Raw genomic sequence first — 24,217 nt, 5'->3', positions numbered from 1 at the left:
CCCCGCCCGGCAGGCCAGACTGCGGGCATGCGAACGAAGGGCTTCATCGACGTACCCGACGGCTATCTGTACTACGAGCAGTCGGGGACGGGACCGGATGTCGTGCTGCTGAACGGCGGGCTGGCCGACGTACGGATGTGGGACTCGACCGTCTCCTGGTTGTCGGATTCGGCGCGGGTCACGACCTGGGACTGCCGGGATCGCGGCCTGTCGTCGACCTCGGCCGCGCCGTACAGCGAGCTCGACGATCTCGCCGCCGTGATGGATGCCGCTGGCATCGACCGTGCTGTATTGGTCGGGGTGTCGGACGGCGGTCGGCAAGCTCTGGCCTTCGCGTGTCACCGGCCCGAGCGGGTGGTGCGGGTGGGGGCCGTGGCGGGTTCGTTCGGCGAGTTCCCGGATCCCAGCCCGGCCGAGGAGGCGGCGCGGGTGGTGATGCGGGCGCACTTCGCCCGGCAGGCCGAGCTCCTGGCTATCGACGACATCCCGGCGGCCGCCGCCAACGACATCGCCGCCTGGTGCCCGGCCGTGAACGAATCCGACCGGCGGCTGCTGATCGGTCTGGCGATCGCGAACTCCCGGATCATGACGATGACCGAGGACAACGCTCGCGAGCTCGACCCACCGGTCAAGACCCGCTTCGCCGAGATCGCCGTACCGGTCTCTGTCCTGGTCGGCGCCCAAGACTTCGAAGGCACCCAACTCTGGGCCGCCCGAATCGCCGATCAGGTCCCGCACGCGGAGCTGACGGTGCTCCCCGAGGCCGACCACATGCCGATGTTCTCGGCTCCGGCGGCGTTCCGGCAGTTCCTCAGCCACGCGCTAACGCCAAACCGGTGAGAGCGAGGCCGAAGAGCGTCGACCCTGCGGCAACCAGGTAGACGGCTGGAAGGCCGGGGCCGGCGATGACCTGGCCACCGAGCCAGCCCGCAACTGCGGCCGCGACTTGGTACGCCGAGGCGTTGACCGCGATCACCAACGTCGGGGCCGCCGCGGCCGTGGTCAGAACGCGGGCCTGCATGCCGGGAATGACAGAGAAGCCGACCGCGCCGACGGCGAACACGAGCAAGCCGGTAACGACCGTGGTCGGGCTGGACTTCGCCAACACCGCGATCGCCCTCCCCGGCGGCCAGTACGTCGACCTGCTCGGCAGCCCCGCGTCAGTCAACGAATGGCTCACCGGGCACGGCCTCGCTCCGGACAATGCCGACGTACAAGAGATGTGCGCGACCCAGCTCCGTGCCCTTCGCGAGCACGTCCGCTCGCTCCTCGCGGCCCGCTCCTCACCAGCCAAGACGCCGCGGCCCTCACCGCCTGCGAATCAACCCCGTGCAACCGCTACCTGATCCGCCACGGCCGCCGCCACTGCTCCACCCGCTGCGGCGACCGCTACCGAGCCGCCCGCGCCTACGCCCGCCGTACAGCCAGCTAGCTCAGAGCGTCTTCCAGCCAGGACATGAAGGCGGCGTAGTCAGCAGACACCGACATCACGATCTCGGTCCCGCCGTCACTGCGGCTCATTCGCGCGATCGAATCGAGCGCCACCCGCTCCCGCACGAATCGAACTCCGGGCCAGAGCATCGCGGCCGCCAGCGTCAGCGCGTCATGCTGCATCGTGCCTGGGTACTTCGCCATCCAGCGATCGCAGTGCTCCCGGAACAGCCGCTCCCACGGGCGCGCGTCCGGATGCGCCCACCGCTTGTACAGCCGCGACTCCGTGGTGATCTCGATCGCCGGGTTGAACGTCACGTCTGACACCACGAAGGTCGGCAGCCACGGCTCGAGCGCGGGCACCATCCGGATCGCCGCCTGCGGATCGACACGGAAGTTGTGCTCCGCCCGTGTCGGATCCCGGAAGTTGATCGCCCCGCCCATCTGCGTCACGACCAGCTGTGACACGAGTTCGGGCCGCTCCGCCTGGAGCATGGCGAGGTTCGACAACGGTCCCATTCCCACCCACCGGATCCGCCCGTCCGTCGCCGCACAAAGCTCGCTCACCGCCCCCAGAACATCGGTCCCCTGGCGCGGCACCTCCGCCGGACACAACCCGTCGATCACCCACATCCGACTGTTCCCCAGGTCGGATCCCGCCACCACCCGGACATCCGTCCGCCCCACAAGATCCAGCAAGTACCGCGCAAACCGGGCCCGCTCCCCGCCGTACTCGTCGCTCGTGATCACCAATCTCAACTCGGGCACCAATCGACCCGCGACGACCAAGGCCACGGTGTCATCAGGATCCCCACCGATATCCGTGTCAATGACCATCGGCGCACGAGCAATCGCCGGTACGCCGACGGCGGGCGGCGGCCCACCCCGAATCAGCGGACCAGCGAGCTCCTCGAACTCCTCAAAGCTCGCGCTCGTCCCGGCGAGCGCCATCCACTCGTCCTCGGGATCCGCCTCCCCGCTGCCCATTGCCACCTCCGCTGATTCGCATCGAATTGAACACATTGTCTACGAACACCCGTTTGTCACCGTCGCTCCCGCACCGCTCGTACGCGGCCCAGATCGCTTCCCGGTCACGCTCCGGCACGTGTCCGCGATCCAGCGTCTTCTGCAGTGCGTCAGCCTGCTGCTTGTCGCTGCGGTGCACGAACGAGTCGAGGAACTCCGCAAGCCGCGGATCCGTCGAACGGTCCCCGATCCAAGCGCGGATCTCGCTCCGAAATCGTGTCGACCAGTCGTCCAGCCACGACCGATAGTTGCCGCCGGCATCGCGCAGTACGGCGACATCCCTGGCCAGGTCCGCGACAGCCATCAGATTCACCACCTTGACACCCTCGCGGACCCGGAGATCCCGCAACCGCGGCGATACGCGTCCCCTGCTCAAGCCTTCCAGAAGCATCGGATGGTGCCGTTGGCCGGACTGCTCAGGTCCTCGAGCACCGATCCGCACCGGACTGGACATCGGACCGTCGAGCAACTCCTCGATGCTGTTCAGAGCCAACTGATGGGCAAACGTCTTCGACTCGTCGGCGGGGAGCACGTAGAGCGGCCGTCCTTGCCGTGACTCCGTCCCGGCCAGATGGACCTCATAGCCCTTCTTGCTGCCAGGATGCGGGTCGTCGGGCGACTCGCCGAGGAACGCGTACCGACCTGTGAACGTCGTCTCCGGGTACGCCGCCGCGAGCAGCTCCTGCACCGTGCCCTTGAAGCTCGTGTCGAAGACACTGACCCGACTCCCTGGCCTACCGGCCGGCACCTGATTCGCCTGCAGATAGTCGGTCAGCACCCGAAACCCACCGATGGTGTCCGCGGGATCCACTCGTGGAGCCACCCGCCGGAAGCCGTGCACCTGTGGAAACCGCAGACCTTGATGGTGCTCCAGATCCTGCAGAGCGTTCTCGACGAGAGCACGCGACAGGACGAGGTTCGAGACGTGCCGACGGTAGAACTGCCCATCCAGCCGCGTCATCGCCAGCGCAAGGTGGTGTCCGTCCCGCCCGAGAGCGACGATCCTGTCGGTCTTCCGCGCAACGTCGGCCCGCAGATCGGCGAGCATGTCGTCGGCAACCCTGACCATCAACGGCGCCGGGAACTGGTAGGCGACGAGATAGGCGTCGCGCAGAGTCTTCTTGTCAGCGACCTCGGAGATGCCGAGCTTCGCGGCAACTCGTAGCGCCGTCCGGGTGCTGCGTGCGCTGACGAAGTCTGCGTTCGTGGGCATGTCTCAAGTACGCCACAGAACGCGAGGGCTCCGCGGAAGTTATCCACAGGTAGCAGAAGGGGGACGCCTGCTTGGCGTCCCCCTTCTGTTTCGAGAGTTTCAGCGGGCCATTGGGCGGCCGGCTGGGGTGGGTGCGGGGGCCGCCAGGGCGGCGGCTTCTTCGTCGATGTCTACTACTGCGCCGCTGAACTGGGCGTTGTAGAGGCGGGCGTAGGCGCCGTCGACGGTGAGGAGCTCGCGGTGCGTGCCCTGTTCGACGATTGCGCCGTTCTCCATGACCAGGATCAGGTCGGCGTCGCGGATCGTGGAGAGGCGGTGGGCGATGACGAAGCTGGTGCGGTCGGAGCGCAGGGCGGCCATGGCGCGTTGGACCAGGACCTCCGTGCGGGTGTCGACCGAGCTGGTCGCTTCGTCCAGGATGAGCAACTGCGGGTCGGCCAGGAACGCGCGGGCGATGGTCAGGAGCTGCTTCTCACCGGCGCTGACGTTGCTGCCTTCCTCGTCGATCACCGTGTCGTAGCCGTCCGGCAGGCTGTGCACGAACCGGTCGACGTACGTCGCCTTGGCCGCGGACAGCATGTCCTCCTCGGTGGCGTCCAGGTTGCCGTAGAGGAGGTTGTCCCGGATCGTGCCGCCGAACAGCCAGGTGTCCTGCAGCACCATGCCGATCCGCGAGCGCAGGTCGTGCCTGGTGAGCTCGGTGATGTCGACACCATCGAGCGTGATCCGGCCGCCGTTCAGCTCGTAGAACCGCATGATCAGGTTCACCAGCGTGGTCTTGCCGGCGCCGGTCGGGCCGACGATCGCGACCGTCTGCCCGGGCTCGGCGACCAGGCTCAGGTCGGTGATCAGCGGCTTGTCCGGGTCGTACGAGAACGACACGTGCTCGAACTCGACCCGCCCGCGAGCGTCCGTCACCTTCTCCGGCGTCGGGTCGTCCGGCACCTGCTCCTCGGCGTCCAGTACTTCGAACACCCGCTCGGCCGACGCCACCCCGGACTGCAGGAGGTTCGCCATCGAGGCCACCTGGGTCAGAGGCTGGGTGAACTGCCGCGAGTACTGGATGAACGCCTGGACATCACCGAGCGACATCGTGCCGGAGGCGACCCGCAGACCGCCGACGACCGCGATGACCACGTAGTTCAGGTTCCCGACGAACATCATCACCGGCATGATCAGACCGGAGATGAACTGCGCCCCGAACGCGGCCTGGAACAGCTCGTTGTTCTTCTTGGCGAAGCTCTCCTCGATCTCCTTCTGCCGACCGAACACCTTCACCAGCTCGTGCCCGGTGAACGCTTCCTCGATCTGACCGTTCAAGGCGCCGGTATGCCGCCATTGCGCGACGAACCGGGCCTGCGACCGTTTGGCGATCACCGCGGTGAGCACCATCGAGATCGGGATCGAGACGAGCGCGATCAGCGCCAGCGTCGGCGAGACGATGAACATCATCGTGAGCACGCCGACCACCGTCAGCAGCGAGGTGAGCAGCTGGCTCAGCGTCTGCTGCAGGCTGGTCGAGATGTTGTCGATGTCGTTGGTGACCCGGCTGAGCAGCTCACCACGCGGCGCGCCGTCGAAGTAGCTCAACGGCAGCTTGTTCAGCTTCTCCTCGACGTCGGAGCGCAGCGACAGGATCGTCCGCTGGACCACGCCGTTCAGGATGTAGCCCTGCGCCCAGGACAGGAAGAACGCGCCGACGTACAGCGCCAGGACCGTCAGCAGGACGTTGCGCAAGGCATCGAAGTCGATCCCGACGCCGGGGATCAGGTCGATCCCCTGCAGCAGGTCCGCCAGCCGACCGTTGCCACCGGCCCGGGTCTGCTCGATCACCTGCGCCTTGGTCAGGCCGCTGGGCAGGTGCTTGCCGATCGCGCCGGCGAAGATGATGTCGGTCGCCCGGCCGAGGATCTTCGGGCCGAGCACCGACAGGCCAACACTGCAGATCGCCAGCAGGATCACGCCGGACACCTTCAGCCGATGCGGCTTCAGGCGGCGGAGCAGTCGCTTCGCCGACGGCAGGAAGTTCATCGACTTGTCGCCGGGAATGCCTCCCGGCGGCCCGAACGCCCGACCCGTGGTCGGTCGCTCAGTCGCTTTGACTGTCTTGGCAGCCTGGCCGTTCTCGGCGGCCTGTCCGTTCGGGGACGGCTTCTCTACCTCGCTCATGCCGCCTCCTCCGCGGAGCGCTGGGACTCGACGATCTCGACGTACGTCGGGCAACTCTCGAGCAACTCGTCATGAGTGCCCTTGCCGACGATCGCACCGTCCTCGACCACGACGATCTGGTCGGCGTCGATGATCGTCGACACCCGCTGTGCGACGACCACCACGCAGGCGTCCCTGGTGACCGGGCGCAACGCGGCCCGCAGGCGGGCGTCGGTGGCCAGGTCGAGCGCCGAGAACGAGTCGTCGAACAGATAGATCTCCGGCTTGCGGACCAGGGCTCGCGCGATCGCGAGCCGCTGCCGCTGGCCGCCGGACACGTTCGTGCCGCCTTGCGCGATCGGCGCGTCGAGTCCTTCCGCCATCGCCTCGACGAAGTCCTTGCCCTGGGCAATCTCCAGCGCGTGCCAGAGCTCCTCGTCGGTCGCGTCCGGGTTGCCGTACCGCAGGTTGCTGGCGATCGTCCCGGAGAACAGGTACGGACGCTGCGGTACCAGTCCGATCCGCTCCCACAGTGCTTCCGGCTCGATCTCGCGTACGTCGATGCCGTCGACGAGCACCCGCCCGTCGGTCGCGTCGAACAACCGCGGCACCAGGGACAGCAGCGTCGTCTTGCCGGCGCCTGTACTGCCGATGATCGCGGTCGTCTGACCCGGCGAGGCGACAAGGCTGATGTCGCGCAACACCGGTTCGGCCGCACCCGGGTACTGGAACGAGGCGTGCTCGAACACCAACTGCCCGCGACCGGTGAAGTTCCGGATCGGGGTGACCGGTGGCCGCACCGACGACTCGGTGTCGAGCACCTCGGAGATCCGGTCCGCGCAGACCGAGGCCCGCGGCACCATGATCATCACGAACACACCCATCATCACCGAGAACAGGATCTGGATCAGGTAGCTCAGGAACGCGGTCAGCGCACCGACTTCCATCGTCCCGTTCTCGATCCGGGAGGCGCCGAACCACAGCACCGCCACACTCGACACGTTCAGGATCAGCATCACGGTCGGGAAGATCAGCGCCATCAGCCGGCCGGCCTTGATCGCGGTGTCGGTCAGGTTCTGGTTGGCCTCGCCGAAACGCTCGATCTCGTGCGGTTCGCGGACGAACGCCCGTACCACCCGGATCCCGGTGATCTGCTCACGCAGTACCCGGTTCACGCCGTCGATGTTCTTCTGCATCTTCCGGAACTGCGGGACCATCCGGCTGGCGATGAAGCCGACACAGCCGGCCAGCAGCGGTACGGCGACCACGACCAGCCAGGACAGTCCGACGTCCTCGCGGACAGCCATGATCACGCCGCCGACCATCGTGATCGGTGCCGCGACCAGCATCGTCGTGGTCATCACGACCAGCATCTGGATCTGCTGTACGTCGTTGGTGCTCCGCGAGATCAGTGTCGGCGCGCCGAACTGGTTCACCTCGCGGGCGGAGAACTCGCCGACCCGGTGGAAGACGGCGGCGCGTACGTCGCGACCGAACAGAGCAGCCGTTTTCGCACCGAAGTACACCGCCGTGATCGTGCAGGCGATCTGCACCAGGCTGACACCGAGCATCCAGCCCCCGGTGCCCATGATGTAGCCGGTGTCACCCTTGGCCACGCCGTTGTCGATGATGTCGGCGTTCAAGCTGGGCAGGTAGAGGGAGGCGATCGTCCCGATCAGCTGCAGGACGACCACCAAGGACAGGTTGCCCGCGTACGGACGCAGGTGCGTACGCAAGAGGCGAAGTAACATCAATCATCCCCAGAGTCGTGATGGCGGGCGCCGCCGAGCGCGTACTCGACGATGCCCTCCGGGGCCAGCGGCTGAGCTGTCTCGCGCTTGCGGAGACCGTCGAAGGCGAAGTCGACGATCTCTTCGGCGGTCAGCACGTGGCCCGCGGAAATCATTGGGTGGGTGGCGGAGAAGGTCAGCAGCCCGATCATCCGGACCACCTCTTCGGGTGGGACCCGCAGCTGGTCCGCGTCCGGCCGGAGCAGGTCCGCGAACGCCGCGTTGGCCAGGTCGGACAGCCGCTGCCGCCGAGCCTCGTCCATCGGCGTGGAGTGCTTGAAATCCGGTGGCCGGCGGATCCGCAGGGCGAACAGCAGTTTGAAGACACCGCGCAACCGTTTCTGGCCGATCTCGACCGCGGCGACGGTGCGCTCCCGCAACGGCAGCGATCGGTCGACCCGCTCGAGCGCCCGGATCATGTCGGTGGTGTCGAACACGGTGGCCATCGCGGCCTCGATCAGCGCGTCCTTGCTGCCGAACGCGCGGAAGATCGTCCCCTCGGCGATCCCCGCCGCCTCAGCGATCTGTTTGGTGCTGACCTCGGCCCCGAACTCCTCCAGCAACGGCAGCGCGGCCTCGACGATGGCAGCGCGGCGCTCCTCGGGGGGCATGGGGGTCGCTCGTGGGGTCACGGAGCAAAGGTAACTGAGTGAGTACTCACTCACAAGTGCATTTACTCGAGGTTCGGTACTTCGTTCTGTGTACGCAGTTGACCTCTAGTTTGGTCGAGGTTCTAGCGTCAGGTTTTGTCGGTGGTGTGCGGAATCATCGACGGTCCCGATCGATTCGACTCTGCGGAGCCTGGAGAACACTGCCGTGAGCATGGAGATGACCGCGTGGAACTCGCTGTACCACGCGATGCACGCCCAAGACGACAAGAGACCCTTCTCCCGAGCCACCCTGCGCCGGATCCTCGCGTTCGCGCGGCCGCATCGGACGCACTTGATCTGGTTCCTCGTGCTGAGCATCGGCGCCGCCGTCCTCGCGGTCGCGACTCCGGTGCTGGCCGGCAAGGTGGTCAACGCGATCGTCGACGGCAAGGCGTTCAGCGTCGTACTGCGACTGTCCTTGCTGATCGCCGTCATCGCGGTCGCGGAAGCCGGGGTCAGTATGCTGACCCGCTGGCTGTCCGCGAGCATCGGCGAAGGATTGATCCTTCATCTGCGGACGGCGGTGTTCGACCACATCCAGCGGATGCCGATCGCGTTCTTCACCCGGACCCGGACCGGCGCACTGGTCTCCCGGCTCAACAACGACGTGATCGGGGCGCAGCGCGCCTTCAGCGACACGCTGTCCGGTGTCGTGAGCAACTTCGTGATGCTGGTGCTGACGCTGGTTGTGATGCTCGGACAGTCCTGGCAGATCACCTTGCTCGCGCTGGTCATTCTGCCGGTCTTCGTCATACCGGCGCGCCGGGTCGGAGCCAGGCTGGCGGGGTTGCAGCGGGAGGCGGCCAACTACAACGCGACCATGAGCACCCAGATGACCGAGCGGTTCTCGGCGCCTGGCGCCACTCTGGTGAAGCTGTTCGGACGGCCGGCGCGGGAGTCGCACGAGTTCGCCGTACGGGCGCGGCGGGTGCGTGACATCGGGGTTCGGACCGCGATGGTTCAGTGGATCTTCGTGACCGCATTGACGCTGGTGTCGGCGCTGGCGCTTGCGGTGGTCTACGGGCTGGGTGGGTTCTACGCGCTTCGTCACCAGCTCGACGCGGGTGCGGTCGTCTCGATGGCGTTGCTGCTCACCCGGTTGTATGCGCCGCTGACTGCGCTGGCGAGTGCGCGGCTCGAGGTGATGACGGCGCTGGTCAGCTTCGAGCGAGTCTTCGAGGTGCTGGATCTCGAGCCGCTGATCCAGGACAAGCCTGACGCGGGCAAGGTGCCGTCCGGACCGGTCGCGGTTGAGTTCTCGAACGTGAAGTTCGCCTATCCGTCGGCGGACAAGGTCTCGCTCGCGTCGCTGGAGGAGGTCGCCAAGCTCGACACTCGCGGCGGAGTCGACGTACTGCACGACATGTCGTTCCGCGCCGAGCCTGGGCAAATGATCGCGCTGGTCGGATCTTCGGGCGCCGGGAAGTCGACGATCGCGCAGCTGATCCCCCGGCTGTACGACGTTGATTCCGGTGCGGTGAGGCTCGCCGGGGTGGATGTCCGTGACGTGTCGGCGGAGTCGTTGCGGGAGACGCTCGGCATGGTGACTCAGGACGGCCACCTGTTCCACGACTCGATTCGGGAGAACCTGTTGCTCGCGCGTCCCGAGGCCTCGGAGCAGGACCTGTGGGACGCGATCGAGCGGGCTCGGCTTGGTGAACTGATCCGGTCGCTGCCGGACCAGCTCGATACGGTCGTCGGCGAGCGCGGGTACCGGTTGTCCGGTGGCGAGCGTCAGCGGCTGACGATCGCACGGTTGTTGCTCGCGCAACCGCGCGTCGTGATCCTCGACGAGGCGACCGCGGCACTGGACTCGACGAACGAGGCAGCGGTGCAGGCTGCGCTGACCGAGGCCCTTGCCGGACGTACGGCGGTGGTGATCGCGCACCGCCTGTCGACGATCCGGGCCGCGGACCAGATCCTCGTGATCGAGGCCGGGCGAATCGTGGAACGTGGCCGCCACGCGGAACTACTGGCCGCCGGCGGACGTTACGAAGAGCTGTACCGCACCCAGTTCGAGCAACCGGGAGCCGACCCGGTCACCGTCTAGACGGTTGCCTGGGGCATCGGTAGCGGATTGTTTGACGGATAGCGGGATGTAACAGGTCAACGGGCAAATATCCCGCCAGTGGGCCGGCGCTGGTACTCACGGTTGGACAGGAGGTTGTCGGGTTGGTGGGCACGGAGCAGGAGCTGGCTGGATACGCGGTGGTCTTCCAACCAGCCGATCCACCACGCACAAGCCGAGTCGCCTTCTGGGACCCCTCCGGCAACCCCCTCCCGCTAGGAGTCGGCGACCAAGTCGACCTCGACCTGGTCGTCAACGAGCCCACCGAGTCCCGCGCCGACGACCACGGCGCGCCCGAGCAATCCGGCGCGAGCGACGCGGCTTCGCGGTCCGCGCAGTCCGGCGCGGGCGACGTGGCTTCGCGGTCCGGCGGTGGACCGTGGTTGCGTACGGTGCGGGCGATTGAGGTGCCGGTGGCGGATGCGGTGCCGGTGCTTGGGCGGATGCGACGGGCGGCGGGGGCGCATCCGTCGGCAGCGTTCTGGGGTGGTGCCGCACTGGTCGCACTCCAACTGGTTGCCCGCGGCAAACTGCTCCCCGGCGTCTCTCCCGGCGGCCACGACGCCTGGCGCGTCGGCCCCCTCGACCCCGACGACATCACCCGCCTCCTAACCCTCGCCGAAGCAATGCCCCCCTCAGCCCGAGCCCTCCCCCTCACCACCCCACCCGCCTCCGCTTCCACGCCCTCGACCACCTCCGGCCCCACCTCAGCCGGTCCCACGTCGCGCGGGTCCACCCCACCCGGGTCCGGCTCGGTCGGGTCCACGTCGCTCGATCCCGAGGGGGCGGCTGCTCCTGCGCTGTCCTCCCGGCTGAGCGAGTTGCGGCTGCCTGTTGCTGAGGACCTACTGCGGGACTTCTTGGACGCGGTGGCTGATGGGATGCCTCGGTCGCCGGCGGCGGCTAAGGCTCATCGGACTGATCTGTTTGCCGCGAGGGCGCCTCAGCGGGCTGAGGGGTTGCGGGGTTGGGCCGATGAGGTTTCGGTGGGGCTCGATACCGGGGTGCGGATCTCGCTGCGGATCGAGTTGAGTGACTCGCTCGCGTTCAGCGCGGTCGTGCAGTTGCACAGTTTGAAGGATCCGACGCTGGTACGAGACGCAGACGACGTCTGGTCCCAGGACGTACCCGGCTTCGGACCGCGAGCGCGCATCGACGCCACCCTCGCGATCCGCCGAGCCGCCCGCGTCTGGGCGCCGCTCGGCCAACTGCTCGACCAGCCCGTACCAAACGGCATGAGTTGGGCGGACGAAGAGGTGGCCGACCTCCTGGCGGGAGCGGCGCAGCGGTTGGCGGCGGCTGGGGTGGAGCTGCATTGGCCGCGGAGTCTCGGGCGCGCGTTGACGGCGCGTGCGGCGATCACCTCGCCCAACGGCCCGCCGAAGGACATGCCCGGGTTCTTCGGTGGTGGCGCATCGCTCGACTTCAGTTGGCAAGTTGCCCTCGGCGACGATCCGTTGACCGAGGCCGAGCTCGACCAGCTCGCGGAAGCCACCCGCCCGGTCGTTCGCCTGCGCGACCAGTGGATGCTGATCGATCCCGAGCTCGCCCGCAAGGCCCGCGAACGAATCCTCAAACCCGTCACCGCCATCGACGCCCTCGGCGTCGCGCTCACCGGCACCACCGAGATCGACGGCCAGCAGATCGCCGTCACCCCCACCCGCTGGCTCGAAGACCTACGTGCTCGGATCGCCGATCCCGATCGCGCCGACGAGCCGATCGAGGCCCCAGCCGAGCTCCATGCCACCTTGCGCGACTACCAACTGCGCGGCCTCCGCTGGCTCGCCCGGATGACGTCGCTCGGCCTCGGCGGATGCCTCGCCGACGACATGGGTCTCGGCAAGACGATCACGCTCATCTCGCTGCACCTCCATCGCCAGCAGTCCGCCGACACCGCCGGACCGACGCTCGTTGTCTGCCCGGCATCGCTGCTCGGCAACTGGGAGCGCGAGATCCAGCGGTTCGCTCCTGGCACGTCGGTACGCCGATTCCACGGGACGTCGCGATCCCTCGACGACGCGCGGGACGGCTTCGTGCTGACGACGTACGGGACGTTGCGGCGCGACGCCGTACGGCTGGCTGATCATCGGTGGGGGCTGGTGGTCGCTGACGAAGCGCAGCATGTGAAGAATCCGTCGTCGGGAACGGCGAAGGCCCTAAGGACTGTGCCGGCGCAGGCGCGGGTTGCGCTGACCGGTACGCCGGTCGAGAACAATCTGTCCGAATTGTGGGCGATTCTCGACTGGACGACGCCCGGGTTGCTCGGGCGGCTTGGGTCGTTCCGGAATCAGTGGGCGACGCCGATCGAGGCGGACAAGGACGAGGAGGTCGCCGCGCGACTGGCGAAGCTGGTCCGGCCGTTCCTGCTTCGCCGCAAGAAGTCTGATCCGGGGATCGCGCCCGAGTTGCCGCCGAAGACGGAGACCGACCAGCCGGTATCGCTCACCCGCGAGCAGGTGGTGTTGTACGAGGCAACTGTTCGTGAGCTGATGGCCGAGGTCCAGGCCAGTGACCGGATGGCGCGACGCGGTCTCATCGTGAAGTTGCTGACCGGGTTGAAGCAGATCTGCAACCACCCGGCGCAGTACCTGAAGGAGGGTGCGGACGCTCGGCTCGCCGGTCGTTCGGGGAAGCTCGAGCTCCTCGACGAGTTGCTGGAGACGATCGTCGCCGAGGACGGTGCGGTGCTCGTGTTCACGCAGTACGTCGCGATGGCGCGGATGCTCGAGCGGCACCTGGCCGAGCGCGGCATTCCCACCCAACTCCTGCACGGCGGTACGCCGGTTGCGCGGCGTGAGGAGATGGTCGATCGGTTCCAGGCTGGTGAGTCACGCGTGTTCCTGTTGTCCTTGAAGGCGGCGGGAACCGGTCTGAACCTGACGCGTGCCGATCACGTTGTGCACTACGACCGCTGGTGGAATCCGGCGGTCGAGGATCAGGCGACGGACCGGGCGTACCGGATCGGGCAGACGCGGCCGGTGCAGGTCCACCGGTTGATTGCCGAAGGCACCATTGAGGACCGGATCGCCGCGATGCTCGCCGCCAAACGCGAGCTGGCCGAGGCGGTGCTGTCCGGCGGCGAGGCGGCGTTGACCGAGCTGTCCGACACCGAACTGGCCGACCTCGTCGAGCTACGCGGAGGCGCCCGATGAGCCGAGGCGTGGTTGAGGTGGCGACGGATCGGTGCTTGTGGAGTGCGTTGGTGGAGGTGTGTTGTGAGTGACGTCCGAGGATTTCCGGCGTACGCCGCTCAGCATCGGAGCACTCGTGGGCGGTCCTGGTGGGCACGGTCGTGGGTGCAGGCGATGGAGGACACGTCGCTCGACAACGACCAGCTGAAGAGGGGCCGCCGGTACGCGAACTCCGGGCAGGTCGGGACGATCACGATCAGCCCGGGCCGGATCGCGGCCACGGTGTACTCCCCCGAGGACACCTACGAGTCCGTCGTACGCGTCGACGAGTTGAGCGCCGACGACTGGCGCCGGTTCCAGGCGGAGGTCGCCGCGCGGGTCGGTCACATCGCGGCATTGCTGGACGGCGAGATGCCGCATGACCTGGTCGAGGCCGCCGCCGACGCAGGCGTCACGCTCTTGCCGGGCATCGGCGATCTCGACCCGAGCTGTACCTGCGACGCCTGGGAACTCCCCTGCCAACATGCGGCCGCCCTGTGCTACCAGGTCGCGTGGCTCCTCGACGCCGACCCGTTCGTGCTGTTGTTACTCCGCGGCCGCACTCGCGAGGCGCTCCTCGACGAGCTCCAGCTCTCGGCGACCCGTCCGACCGAGGCCGGGATCTCAGTCGCCGACGTCCTCGCAACGACGCCCGCCGAGCTGCCCGACGTACCAGTGCTGCCCGCCAAGGTCGGCCTCGACGAGCTCGCGGTCACGGGCATCGAGCCGCCGGACGGCTTCGGGCCGGCGGTTCTTCAGCTCCTCGTGCTCGACGCCGCCCGCCGAGCTCGAGCCATCCTCAACGCACTCCTCCACGGGACACGCGAACCGCAACCGCTCGACGAATGGCAGGACACCATCCGTCTGGCCGCCGACTTCCCCGAGCTCACCACACCGTTGACCGAGGCAACGGGACGAGACCTTGCCCTCGGCATCCAAGCCTGGCGGTACGGCGGTGCGCCCGGACTCGACGTACTCGAGCACACCTGGACGCCCGACCCAGCCGAGCTCAACCGCGCTCGGACCGAGCTGCTCGCGACCGACGACGAGCTGGCCATCACCACAGCCCTCAACCAGCTGACGATCAGCGCCGACACCCAACTCCGCCTCGACCGCCACGGCCGCTGGCACCCGTACCGGCTCGTCGACGACACCTGGATCCCAGCCGGCACGCCGTCCAAGGATCCGCTGGTCATCGAGTGGTGAACCCCGTGCGGCCGCTGGTCAGCGGGTGGTGAGGGTGGTGCGGCCGGTATGGCCAAGCCGGGGGTGAGCGATGCGCTAGCCGCAGCGATGTGGTTGGTCAGGACGTGACCGGGCGCATGGCGAGGCCCTCGGTGCCTGCCCAGTACGTGACGAGCTGGCCGTCGTCCGCCTCGAAGGAGGGGACAGGCATCTTCACCTTGACCGCCTTTTCCGGCTCGGTCTCGCCGCCGGGGCTGCCGAGGCCGACGGTGATGAACTTGACCGTGTAGGTGTCCCTCTGGCCGCCGGTGGCGAGCACGCCGGCGTACGCCTTCTCGCCCGGGGCAAGGGTGACTGCCTCGCCAGAGTTGGTCGCCTCCTTGACCGGGGCGTAGCTCTTGGCGTCGCCCAGCGTGACCTCCGGATAGCCCTGGACGTCACACTTCTTGGCCCCCTTGTTCACGGCCACCAGCATGAGGTGGCGCACGTCTTCGCCCGGCGCGTCGTAGTTCGTGACGGTGAAGGTCAGGTCCGCCATGGTGCACAGGTCGACACTCGCGTCGTCGGTGGGCAGCTGCGAAGGCTTCGCAGTCGATTTCGCCGGCCGCGCCGAAATCGAGGTCGGTGCCGTCGGCGAGGTCGTTGCGCTCGGCGAGCTCGTGGCACTGTGCTGGTCGGAGGGCTTGCTCCCGTCCGCCGCATCTGCTGACCCGCAGGCGGCGGTTGTCAGGAGTGCGGCGACCGCACCGGCCCCGAGGGCATACCTTCTCCAACTGCCCCGACTCTTATGGTTCCCGCAGATAACGTTCACTGAAGTGACCCCTTGTTCAGCTGACGAATTCAGATGATTGACGCCTCACACCCCGCTAAAGTTGATCGCGACTTCGAAGGAGGAGGTGAGTTGATGACCGCGCCATCCAGCGCCCACGCGCGCCCGGTTACTCAACTCACCCTCTGACCTTCGAAAGGCACCTCCGTTGTCCACATGGAACACCCGCGTCGAGACCGCGTCCGACGTCGAAACCCTTCGCGACATCACCCGTCTAGCCTTCGGCCGCCAGTACGAAGTCGACTTCCTCGATGCCCATCGCGCCGACCCGGTCGCATGGATCCCCGGCATGTCGTTCGTCGCAACGGTCGACGACGAGCCCATCGCCTACGCGCTCCTCACCCGCTGTCACATCGACGACGTACCGATCCTGTCGCTGGGACCGGTCGCCGTGCTCCCGGCGTACCAGCAGCAAGGAGCCGGCAAAGCGGTGATCACGGCCGCCCTCAACACCGCGCGTGATCGCGGTGAGCGTGCGGTCGTGCTGCTCGGCCACACGGAGTACTACCCACGGTTCGGGTTCCGGCCGGCGACCGAGTTCGGCGTTCGCCACCCGCAGTACGACGGCCCGAGCCTGATGGCGCTGGCCTTCGACGGGCACGCCGTACCGGCCGGCGACCTCGTCTATCCGGTCGCCGACTGACGGACTTGAACGTTCCACTCTGAGTACGGCGGGCGGTCGTAAAAGGTTCAGTCAAACTCGCCGAATCACTTGCGCAACAACCTTGTATACATGAAACAGTCGACAGAACCGCCTACTCAGGAGCCCTCCGATGACTCGTCGACTCTCACTGAACCGTTTCATGCCCGGCACCCGGCAACGCACTGTAGCCGGGATCGGCGCGGCCGTCGTTGCGCTCGCCCTAGTAGGGACCGCCTGCTCGCCGGTCGAGCAGGCGGGCAGCGACAGCTCGTCCAGCAGTCAGTCGACCGCCGGCCAAGACGTGTTCGGTACGGCGGCCGACGCGGCCCAGGTCAAACAGGGTGGGACGCTCACGGTCGCGCTGTCCGCCGACCCGGACAAGCTCGATCCGACCCTGTCGCGCAGCCTGTACTCGCGGTACGTCTTCCACACGATGTGCGAGAAGCTGTACGACCTCGGGCCGGACGCCAAGCTCGTACCGCAACTCGCGACCGCGCTCCCGACCATCTCCGCCGACGGCCTCAGCCTGACGATCCCGTTGAAGCAGGGCGTGAAGTTCGCCGACGGCGGCACGTTCGACTCGAATGCGGTCAAGATCTCGCTGAACCGCGACCTCACTCTGGCCGGCTCGGCGCGGAAGAGCGAGCTCGGCCCGATCACCTCGATCGAAACGCCGGACCCGAAGACAGTCGTGATCAAGCTGTCCAAGCCGTTCGCGCCGTTGACCGCGGCGCTGGCCGACCGGGCCGGCATGGTGCTCAGCCCGGCCGCGGTCGCCAAGCTGGGTGCGAACTTCTCCAACGCGCCGGTCTGTGTCGGCCCGTTCAAGTTCGCCAGCCGGGTCGCGCAGAACTCGATCAAGGTGGTGAAGGACCCGCAGTACTACGACGCCGCGAAGGTGCACCTGGACGCGATCGAGTACCGGATCATCACCGACTCCAGCATCCGCTCGGCGAACCTCAAGTCCGGCGACGCGCAGGTCGCCGACTCGTTGTCGACGCAGGACGCACCGACGCTGCAGAAGGACGACAGCGTGAGCGTGCTGCAGTCCCAGTCGCTCGGGTACCAGGGCCTGACCATCAACATCGGCAACGCGAACGGTCTCGGCAACCCGCTCAAGTCACTCGGCACCCCGATCGCGAAGGACCCGCGGGTGCGGCAGGCGCTGGCCTTGTCGATCGACCGCGACGCCTTGGTCAAGTCGCTCTTCGGAGGCCTCAACACCGTCGCCTGTTCACCGGTCTCGCCGAAGAGCGAGTTCACCTCGGACGCGGCGCAGGCCTGCCCGGCACACGATCCGGCGAAGGCCAAGCAGTTGCTCGCCGACGCCGGCGTGCCGACGCCGTACAAGGTCGAGATGGTCACCTCGAACAACCCGGACAGCCTGCGGCTCGCCCAGGCACTGCAGGGGATGGTGAAGGAGGGTGGATTCGACCTGGTGATCAAGCCGGTCGAGTACGCCGCCCTGCTGGACCAGCAGGACCGTGGTGACTTCGAGCTGCTGCAGCTCGGCTGGTCCGGGCGGGTCGATCCGGATGCCAACATCTTCAGCTTCGTCGCCACCACCGGCAGCCAGAACGTCTCCGGCTACAGCAGCCCGGACGTCGACAAGCTCCTCACCGATGCCCGCCAGTCCACCGACCAGGCCGAGCGGGTCAAGCTGTACGGCGAGGTCGTCGCCAAACTCCAGCAGGACGACCCGATCATCTACATGTACCGCCAGCGCAACCTGACCGGGGTCTCGAAGAAACTCCTCGGCATCCAGGTCTACCCCGACGGGGTGATCCGGACGGCCTTCGCCGGGTTCGCCAAGTGAGGCGATACCTCCTCAACCGGCTCTGGCAGAGCCTGGTGACGCTCGTGCTCGCGACGATCGTGGTGTTCGTCGGGGTGCGGGCGTTGCCCGGGGATCCGGCGCTGGCGCTGGCCGGCGAGGAGCGGGATCCGGAATCGTTGCGGGCCATCCGGCAGCAGTACGGGCTGGATCAGTCGTGGCTCGTGCAGTTCTGGAAGTTCGTCAGTCATGCCGCGCGAGGCGATCTCGGCGAGTCGATCCGGACGGGTACGCCGGTCCGGTCGATGATCCTGAGCGCCCTGCCGGTGACGATCGAGTTGTCGGTGCTGGCGATCGTGATTGCCAGCGTGATCGGAGTCGGGGCCGGTGTACTGGCAGCGGTACGACGAGGTGGTCCGGCCGAATGGGCCGCCAACGGACTCGCCCTGCTCGGGCTGTCGGTCCCGCACTTCTGGCTGGGACTGATGGCGATCCTCTACCTGTCCGTTGCCCTCGGCCTCTTTCCCGCCTCGGGCTTCGTCCCGTTCTTCACCAACCCGGTGGCGAACCTGCACCACCTGATCCTCCCGGCGGTCATCCTCGGCACTGGCCTGGCCGCCGTGATCATGCGCCAGACCAGATCCTCGATGCTCGACGCCCTCTCCGCCGACTACATCCGGACGGCGGAAGCCAAAGGCCTCCCGCCCAAGGCAGTGATCGGAAAGCATGCCCTCCGCAACAGTTTGATCGTCGTCGTCACGATCGTCGGGCTCCAGCTCGGTGCGCTGATCTCCGGAGCCGTCGTCACCGAACGGATCTTCGCCCTCCCCGGTTTCGGCAAGCTCACCGTCGACGCGGTCTTCCAGCGCGACTACCCGGTCATCCAGGCCGTCGTCCTGGTCACGGCGACGGCGTACATCGTCATCAACCTGCTCGTCGACCTGCTGTACTCCGTCATCGATCCGCGCATCCGCGTCCGAGGTGAGGCCTGATGGCAGTCGTCGAAGCCCTCGTCCCGCCCCGCAGCAACAGCCGCCGAGTGGTACGTCGCGTACTCCGCAACCCGCTGGCGATCACCGGACTCGCCGTCCTCGCGATCGCCGTCGTACTCGCGGTCTTCGCGAACTGGCTGGCGCCGCACGATCCGACCCAGACCCAACTCGGCAACGCGTTCGCCCCACCAGGGACAGCCGGCCATCTCCTCGGCACGGACGACCTCGGCCGGGACGTGTTGTCCCGGATCATGTTCGGCCTGCGCGCGTCTCTGCACGTCGGCATCCTTGCGGTCGCGTTCTCGCTGGTGATCGGCGTACCACTCGGTCTCATCGCCGGGTACTTCCGTGCGATCGACGCGCTGATCTCGCGGCTCACCGATTTGGTGCTGGCGTTCCCGTTCCTGATCCTCGCGGTCGGGCTGGCCGCGATCCGCGGTGCGAGTCTCGGCAATGCGGCGATCGCGATCGGCATCGCGCAGATCCCCGGCATGATCCGGATCGTCCGGTCCGAGACGCTCCGGCTGAAGTCGCTCGACTTCGTCTCGGCTGCGATCGTCGAGGGCGCTGGGGACGCCTGGATACTCGGTCGGCACATCTTGCCGAACGCCGGCTCGGCGTTGATCGTCCAAGCCACCGTTGGCATCCCGGCCGCGATCTTGGGCGAGGCGGTGCTCTCGTTCCTCGGCCTCGGCATCCAGCCGCCCGCCCCGAGCCTCGGCACGATGCTGTCGGACGCCCAGCAGTTCGCGTCCAGAGCGCCGTGGGCCGCGGTGATGCCGGGTGTCGCGATCATGCTGCTCACGCTGGCGTTCAACATCGTCGGCGACAGCCTCCGCGACGCCCTCGACCCGAAGGCGAGCCGTCGATGACGCCTGTTCTCGCAGTGAAGGATCTGTCGGTCACGTTCCGGACCGAGGACGGGCCGTTGTCCGCGGTCGATCACGTCAGCTTCGAGGTCGGTGACGGCGAGGTGCTCGCAGTCGTCGGTGAGTCCGGCTGCGGCAAGAGCGTCACCGCGATGAGCATCGCCGGTCTGCTCCCCCGCAGCGCGACCGTCGACGGTTCGGTCGAGCTCGACGGCACCGAGCTGATCGGCGCGGACAAACGCACTCTCCGCTCGATTCGCGGTCGGGAGGTCGCATACATCTTCCAGGAGCCGATGACCTCGCTGAACCCGGTCTTCACCGTCGGCCACCAGATCAGCGAAGTACTGCGGACTCACATCGGTCTCAACCGCCAAGACGCTCGTACCCGTGCGATCGAGCTGCTCAAGCTGGTCGGCATCTCGTCCGCCGAGCGGCGGATCGGCGACTACCCACACCAACTGTCCGGCGGCATGCGGCAGCGGGTGATGATCGCGATGGCCGTCGCCTGCGACCCGAAGGTCCTGATCGCCGACGAGCCGACCACAGCCCTCGACGTCACGATCCAGGCCGGCATCCTCGACGTACTGCGAGGACTACGGGAGAGACTCGGCACGAGCATCGTGCTGATCACTCACGACCTCGGTGTCGTTGCCGATCTCGCTGATCGGGTCGCGGTGATGTACGCCGGACGTGTCGTCGAGACAGCCGAGGTTCACGACCTGTTCGCCAATCCGCAGCACCCGTACACGACGGGCCTGCTCGGCGCCTCCCCCGCCGCCGGGCGGCACGCGGAATCGCAGCGCCTCAACGAGATCCCCGGCCTCGTCCCGGTCCTCACCGAACAACCCGACGCCTGCACCTTCGCCGACCGCTGTCCCCGAGCGGTCGACACGTGTACGACGTCTCAGCCGCAGCTGACACCTGGTCCGCACCGAGTCGCGTGCTGGAACCCGGTCCGAGAACCAGTGGAGGTCTGATGGACGCGCTGGAGGTCGAAGACCTGGTCATGCATTACGGACCTGTACGCGCGGTCGACGGTGTCACACTCCGGATCCGGCAGGGTTCGGTCGTCGCGCTGGTGGGTGAGAGCGGCTCGGGTAAGTCCACGGTCGGTCGGTGCATCGTCCGGCTGGTCGAGCCAAGCGGCGGTACGGTCCACCTCGCCGGTGTCGACATCACCCATCTCAACCGCCGCCAGCTCCGCCCGCATCGCCGCAATGTGTCCATCGTCTTCCAGGACCCGGCCGGCTCGCTCGACCCGCGGTTGTCGGTCGGCGACATCGTTGGTGAACCGCTGCGGCTCATGCGCCGCAAGGACATCCCGGCCAAGGTCAACGAAGCCTTACGCCGGGTCGGACTGCGCCCAGAGGTCGCCCACCGCGCTCCGCACGAGCTGTCCGGCGGTCAACGTCAGCGAGTCAGCATCGCCAGGGCTCTCATCTCGGAACCGCACCTGCTCGTGGCGGACGAGCCGACCAGCGCACTCGACGTCTCCGTGCAGGCCGCAGTACTGAACCTGCTCGCAGACCTGCAACGAGACCTCGGGTTCGCCTGCCTGTTCATCACTCACGACCTGTCCGCGGTCGAGTACCTCGCCGACGAGGTCGCGGTGATGTACCTCGGCCAGTTGGTCGAACAAGGGCCGCGAGCCCGCATCTTCGGCAAGCCCGCGCACCCGTACACGCAGGCGCTCCTGTCGGCGGCGCCCGTACCCGATCCGGCCGAGCAACGCGCCCGCCGCCCCGTCCTCCTCGGCGACGACCTCCCGTCGGCGATCGACCCGCCGTCCGGGTGCCGCTTCCACACCCGCTGCCCCGTCGCGGTGGACAAATGCCGGACAGTCGTGCCCGAACGCCGCACGATCGGAGAAGGTGGACACCAGGTGGCTTGTCACCTCGTCAACGACGACGGAACCGGACCAGACGTACGACCAACAGAAGGAGCTGCCCGATGACGTTCACCACCCGGCCCACGCTGCGCGGTACGTTCGGGATGGTTTCGTCCACGCATTGGCTGGCCTCGCAGTCGGCGATGCGCATCCTCGAGCTCGGTGGGAACGCGTTCGACGCGGGCGCCGCGGCAGGGTTCGTACTGCACGTGGTCGAGCCGCACCTCAACGGACCCGGCGGTGAGGTTCCGGTGATCATCGCGACCGCCGACGACCCCGCACCGCGTGTGCTGTCCGGCCAGGGCGTCGCTCCGGCCGGTGCGACCATCGAGCACTTCCGCTCCCTCGGCTTGACCCTCGTGCCTGGCTCCGGCCCGCTCGCCGCGACAGTCCCCGGCGCGGTCGACGCCTGGCTGCTCCTGCTCCGCGACCACGGCACCCTGCCGCTGCGCGTCGTACTCGAGACAGCCATCGAATACGCCCGCAATGGTCACCCGCTGGTGCCGCGGGTCGCCGACACCATCGGCACCGTGCAGCACCTGTTCGAGAACCACTGGCAGACGTCGGCCGCGCTCTGGCTGAAGGACGGACGCCCGGTGAGCGGCCGCTTCAGCAACCAGGCGTACGCCGCAACGCTCGAGAAGCTCGTGACCGAAGCAGAGGCTGCCGGAACGGATCGGCAGGCGCAGATCGAGCAGGCTCGGAAGACCTGGCGGGAAGGTTTCGTCGCGGAGTCGATCGACAAGTTCTCGCGGTTGCCGCACCGCGACTCCAGCGGCGAGGACCACGCCGGCCTGATCACAGGCGACGACATGGCCGCCTTCCAAGCGAGTTGGGAGGACGCAGCGACGTACGACTGGAACGGCTACACCGTCGCCAAGACCGGTCCGTGGGGTCAGGGTCCTGCCCTGCTACAGTCCCTCGCCGTACTCGCGGCGCTCGGTGACGTCGACCTGGACACTGCCGAGGGCGTGCACGCGACGGTCGAGGTGATGAAGCTGTCGTACGCGGACCGCGAGGCCTGGTACGGCGACGGCGCCGACGTACCGCTGGACACGCTCCTCTCCCCCGCGTACGCCGCCGAGCGGGCGAAGCTGGTCGGTCCGGACGCATCGCTCGACCTTCGCCCCGGAAGCCCGGACGACCGCAAGCCGGTGCTCCCATCATTTGCCGCAGGCAACGAAACCGGCGACGCGACCACGGGTGAGCCGACCGTGTCCTCCGGCGGCGTCACGCGCGGCGACACTTGTCACGTCGACGTCGTCGACAAGTGGGGCAACATGATCTCGGCGACGCCGAGCGGCGGCTGGCTGCAGTCCTCGCCGACGATCCCCGAGCTGGGCTTCTGCCTCGGTAGCCGGGCGCAGATGTTCTGGCTCGAGGAGGGCCTGCCGGCCTCGCTCGCCCCGGGCAAGCGGCCGCGTACGACGCTCACGCCGACGCTCGTCCTGCGCGACGGCGAGCCGGTCATGGCCTGCGGGTCACCCGGTGGCGACCAGCAGGACCAGTGGCAACTGCTGTTCCTCCTCCGCCATCTCGGCGCGGGTGTGGACCTGCAGGAGGCGATCGACGCGCCGGCCTGGCACACGACCAGCTTCCCGTCGTCGTTCTATCCGCGCGCCACTCAGCCAGGTGGTCTGGTGATGGAGACCCGGGTCGGCAAGGACATCCGCGACGAGCTGGTACGACGCGGGCACGTCGTCACCGACTCGGATCCGTGGAGCCTCGGCCGGCTTTGCGCCGTACGCAAGGAGGCCGACGGGGTTCTCGCCGCGGCGGCCAACCCGCGCGGCATGCAGGGTTACGCGGTCGGCCGCTGACCGAAGGCCGCCTTCATAGCGGCCTCCACATGCAGGGCGGCGGCCGTACTCGCGGCCGCCGCGTCACCTGCCTCGATCGCGTCGACCAGTCGCACGTGCTCGACCGACGAGTGCGGTGCGCGCTGCGCGGCGCCGCCCCGGAACACCCAGTGGACGTGGTGATACATCGCGGCCGAGATCGAGTGCAGCCAACGGTTCTCGCTGACCTCGATCACGGCCCGGTGGAACTCGCTGTTCAGCTCGGCGACCCGATCGAAATCCTCGGCCTCGGTTGCCTCATTGGCCTCCTCGATCAGGCGACGCAACGCAGCGATCCCCTCAGAGGTGGCTCGCTCAGCGGCCAGGCCGGCGGCCAGCGTCTCAAGCTGTTGCCGTACGGCGAACAGGTCACGGACCGCGGTGTCGTCGAGGGTCGCAACGACGGCGCCACGTCGCGGCAGGATCTGCACGAAGCCTTCGGCCTCGACCACGCGGAGTGCCTCGCGGACCGGGTTCCGCGACACTCCGAAGTCGTCCGCGAGCCGGGTTTCGGTCAGCCGCTCACCCTGGCTGTACTCGCCGTCCACGATCCGCCGGCGCAGTTCCGTGAGTACCTGCTCGCGCAGAGCGACATGATCCGCACCGATGGTGCGTATGCCCATGATCGGCCTGTCCTCACCGTCCAGTTGCTCCACCCCTGGCTCCTCTCCCCGCTTGGCCTGCGCGCCACGGTAGCCGATCG

The 24,217-nt window shown here is 67.8% G+C and carries 20 protein-coding genes; 12 read left to right on the top strand and 8 right to left on the bottom strand.

Translation table 11 applies throughout. The features are described from left to right. Window positions 1-27: 27 nt before the first annotated feature. Window positions 28-840, top strand: a complete 813-nt coding sequence (locus EV650_RS05520; RefSeq protein WP_134115967.1) for an alpha/beta fold hydrolase — start codon at window positions 28-30, stop codon at window positions 838-840. On the opposite strand, the gene EV650_RS05515 is transcribed toward EV650_RS05520, so the two are convergent. Further along, window positions 812-1,021: a hypothetical protein gene (locus EV650_RS05515; RefSeq protein ID WP_134115965.1), complete on the bottom strand. Its 210-nt coding sequence runs from the start codon at window positions 1,019-1,021 to the stop codon at window positions 812-814. The two genes, EV650_RS05520 and EV650_RS05515, sit on opposite strands and share 29 nt — an antisense overlap. Before the next feature lie 7 nt (window positions 1,022-1,028). Between EV650_RS05515 and EV650_RS05510 the strand changes: the two genes are divergently transcribed. Beyond that, on the top strand, window positions 1,029-1,346 hold the full coding sequence (locus EV650_RS05510) for an ABATE domain-containing protein (RefSeq protein WP_202874403.1): 318 nt from the start codon (window positions 1,029-1,031) through the stop codon (window positions 1,344-1,346). Between the two features lie 82 nt (window positions 1,347-1,428). Here EV650_RS05510 and EV650_RS05505 read toward each other — a convergent pair whose 3' ends face one another. From EV650_RS05505 to EV650_RS05485, 5 genes are all read right to left on the bottom strand, one after another. After that, the gene (locus EV650_RS05505; RefSeq protein WP_166678037.1) at window positions 1,429-2,418 is read right to left on the bottom strand and encodes a nucleoside hydrolase; all 990 of its coding nucleotides are present in this window, start codon (window positions 2,416-2,418) and stop codon (window positions 1,429-1,431) included. Further along, window positions 2,351-3,670, bottom strand: coding sequence for an ABC transporter permease (locus EV650_RS05500; protein ID WP_134115961.1), 1,320 nt, complete (start codon window positions 3,668-3,670; stop codon window positions 2,351-2,353). The genes EV650_RS05505 and EV650_RS05500 overlap by 68 nt, the downstream gene beginning before the upstream one ends. 99 nt (window positions 3,671-3,769) lie before the next feature. Further along, on the bottom strand, window positions 3,770-5,839 hold the full coding sequence (locus EV650_RS05495) for an ABC transporter ATP-binding protein (RefSeq protein ID WP_134115959.1): 2,070 nt from the start codon (window positions 5,837-5,839) through the stop codon (window positions 3,770-3,772). Next, on the bottom strand, window positions 5,836-7,569 hold the full coding sequence (locus EV650_RS05490; protein ID WP_134115957.1) for an ABC transporter ATP-binding protein: 1,734 nt from the start codon (window positions 7,567-7,569) through the stop codon (window positions 5,836-5,838). The genes EV650_RS05495 and EV650_RS05490 overlap by 4 nt, the downstream gene beginning before the upstream one ends. Next, window positions 7,569-8,240, bottom strand: a complete 672-nt coding sequence (locus EV650_RS05485) for a TetR/AcrR family transcriptional regulator (protein WP_238174035.1) — start codon at window positions 8,238-8,240, stop codon at window positions 7,569-7,571. Before EV650_RS05485 ends, EV650_RS05490 begins: the two co-directional genes overlap by 1 nt. A gap of 196 nt (window positions 8,241-8,436) precedes the next feature. Here EV650_RS05485 and EV650_RS05480 point away from each other — a divergent pair, with 196 nt between their 5' ends. From EV650_RS05480 to EV650_RS05470, 3 genes are all read left to right on the top strand, one after another. Then, a complete protein-coding gene (locus EV650_RS05480; protein ID WP_202874628.1) occupies window positions 8,437-10,308 on the top strand; it encodes an ABC transporter ATP-binding protein in 1,872 nt (623 codons plus the stop codon). A gap of 125 nt (window positions 10,309-10,433) precedes the next feature. Beyond that, a complete protein-coding gene (locus tag EV650_RS05475) occupies window positions 10,434-13,478 on the top strand; it encodes an SCO1167/SCO6262 family helicase (RefSeq protein ID WP_238174034.1) in 3,045 nt (1,014 codons plus the stop codon). 63 nt (window positions 13,479-13,541) lie between these two features. Beyond that, window positions 13,542-14,702, top strand: coding sequence for an SWIM zinc finger family protein (locus tag EV650_RS05470; RefSeq protein WP_238174033.1), 1,161 nt, complete (start codon window positions 13,542-13,544; stop codon window positions 14,700-14,702). 97 nt (window positions 14,703-14,799) lie between these two features. On the opposite strand, the gene EV650_RS05465 is transcribed toward EV650_RS05470, so the two are convergent. Beyond that, window positions 14,800-15,219 (bottom strand): DUF4232 domain-containing protein, encoded by a 420-nt coding sequence (locus tag EV650_RS05465; protein ID WP_134115954.1) that lies wholly within the window; start codon window positions 15,217-15,219, stop codon window positions 14,800-14,802. A gap of 439 nt (window positions 15,220-15,658) precedes the next feature. Here EV650_RS05465 and EV650_RS05460 point away from each other — a divergent pair, with 439 nt between their 5' ends. The 7 genes from EV650_RS05460 (at window position 15,659) to EV650_RS05430 (ending at window position 23,496) form a co-directional block, all read left to right on the top strand. Further along, on the top strand, window positions 15,659-16,153 hold the full coding sequence (locus tag EV650_RS05460; RefSeq protein WP_134115952.1) for a GNAT family N-acetyltransferase: 495 nt from the start codon (window positions 15,659-15,661) through the stop codon (window positions 16,151-16,153). A 130-nt stretch (window positions 16,154-16,283) separates the two neighbouring features. Beyond that, window positions 16,284-17,969 carry an ABC transporter substrate-binding protein gene (locus EV650_RS05455; RefSeq protein WP_238174032.1) on the top strand — a complete coding sequence of 562 codons (1,686 nt, stop codon included), beginning with the start codon at window positions 16,284-16,286 and terminating at the stop codon, window positions 17,967-17,969. After that, window positions 17,966-18,919, top strand: a complete 954-nt coding sequence (locus tag EV650_RS05450) for an ABC transporter permease (protein ID WP_134115951.1) — start codon at window positions 17,966-17,968, stop codon at window positions 18,917-18,919. The genes EV650_RS05455 and EV650_RS05450 overlap by 4 nt, the downstream gene beginning before the upstream one ends. Continuing rightward, the gene (locus EV650_RS05445) at window positions 18,919-19,791 is read left to right on the top strand and encodes an ABC transporter permease (protein ID WP_134115950.1); all 873 of its coding nucleotides are present in this window, start codon (window positions 18,919-18,921) and stop codon (window positions 19,789-19,791) included. Before EV650_RS05450 ends, EV650_RS05445 begins: the two co-directional genes overlap by 1 nt. Next, entirely contained in the window at window positions 19,788-20,765 is a 978-nt protein-coding gene (locus EV650_RS05440; protein WP_134115949.1) for an ABC transporter ATP-binding protein, read from the top strand. Before EV650_RS05445 ends, EV650_RS05440 begins: the two co-directional genes overlap by 4 nt. Then, a complete protein-coding gene (locus tag EV650_RS05435; RefSeq protein WP_134115947.1) occupies window positions 20,765-21,742 on the top strand; it encodes an ABC transporter ATP-binding protein in 978 nt (325 codons plus the stop codon). Before EV650_RS05440 ends, EV650_RS05435 begins: the two co-directional genes overlap by 1 nt. Continuing rightward, window positions 21,739-23,496: a gamma-glutamyltransferase family protein gene (locus EV650_RS05430; RefSeq protein WP_134115945.1), complete on the top strand. Its 1,758-nt coding sequence runs from the start codon at window positions 21,739-21,741 to the stop codon at window positions 23,494-23,496. The genes EV650_RS05435 and EV650_RS05430 overlap by 4 nt, the downstream gene beginning before the upstream one ends. On the opposite strand, the gene EV650_RS05425 is transcribed toward EV650_RS05430, so the two are convergent. Next, complete coding sequence (locus EV650_RS05425) at window positions 23,478-24,170, bottom strand: GntR family transcriptional regulator (protein ID WP_134115942.1); 693 nt, start codon at window positions 24,168-24,170, stop codon at window positions 23,478-23,480. The two genes, EV650_RS05430 and EV650_RS05425, sit on opposite strands and share 19 nt — an antisense overlap. Between the last annotated feature and the right edge of the window lie 47 nt (window positions 24,171-24,217).

This window comes from Kribbella kalugense (assembly GCF_004365875.1).
Classification (GTDB): Bacteria; Actinomycetota; Actinomycetes; order Propionibacteriales; family Kribbellaceae; genus Kribbella; species Kribbella kalugense.
The sequence above is the reverse complement of the archived record's forward strand: the minus strand, read 5'-3'. Positions and strand labels throughout refer to the sequence as shown.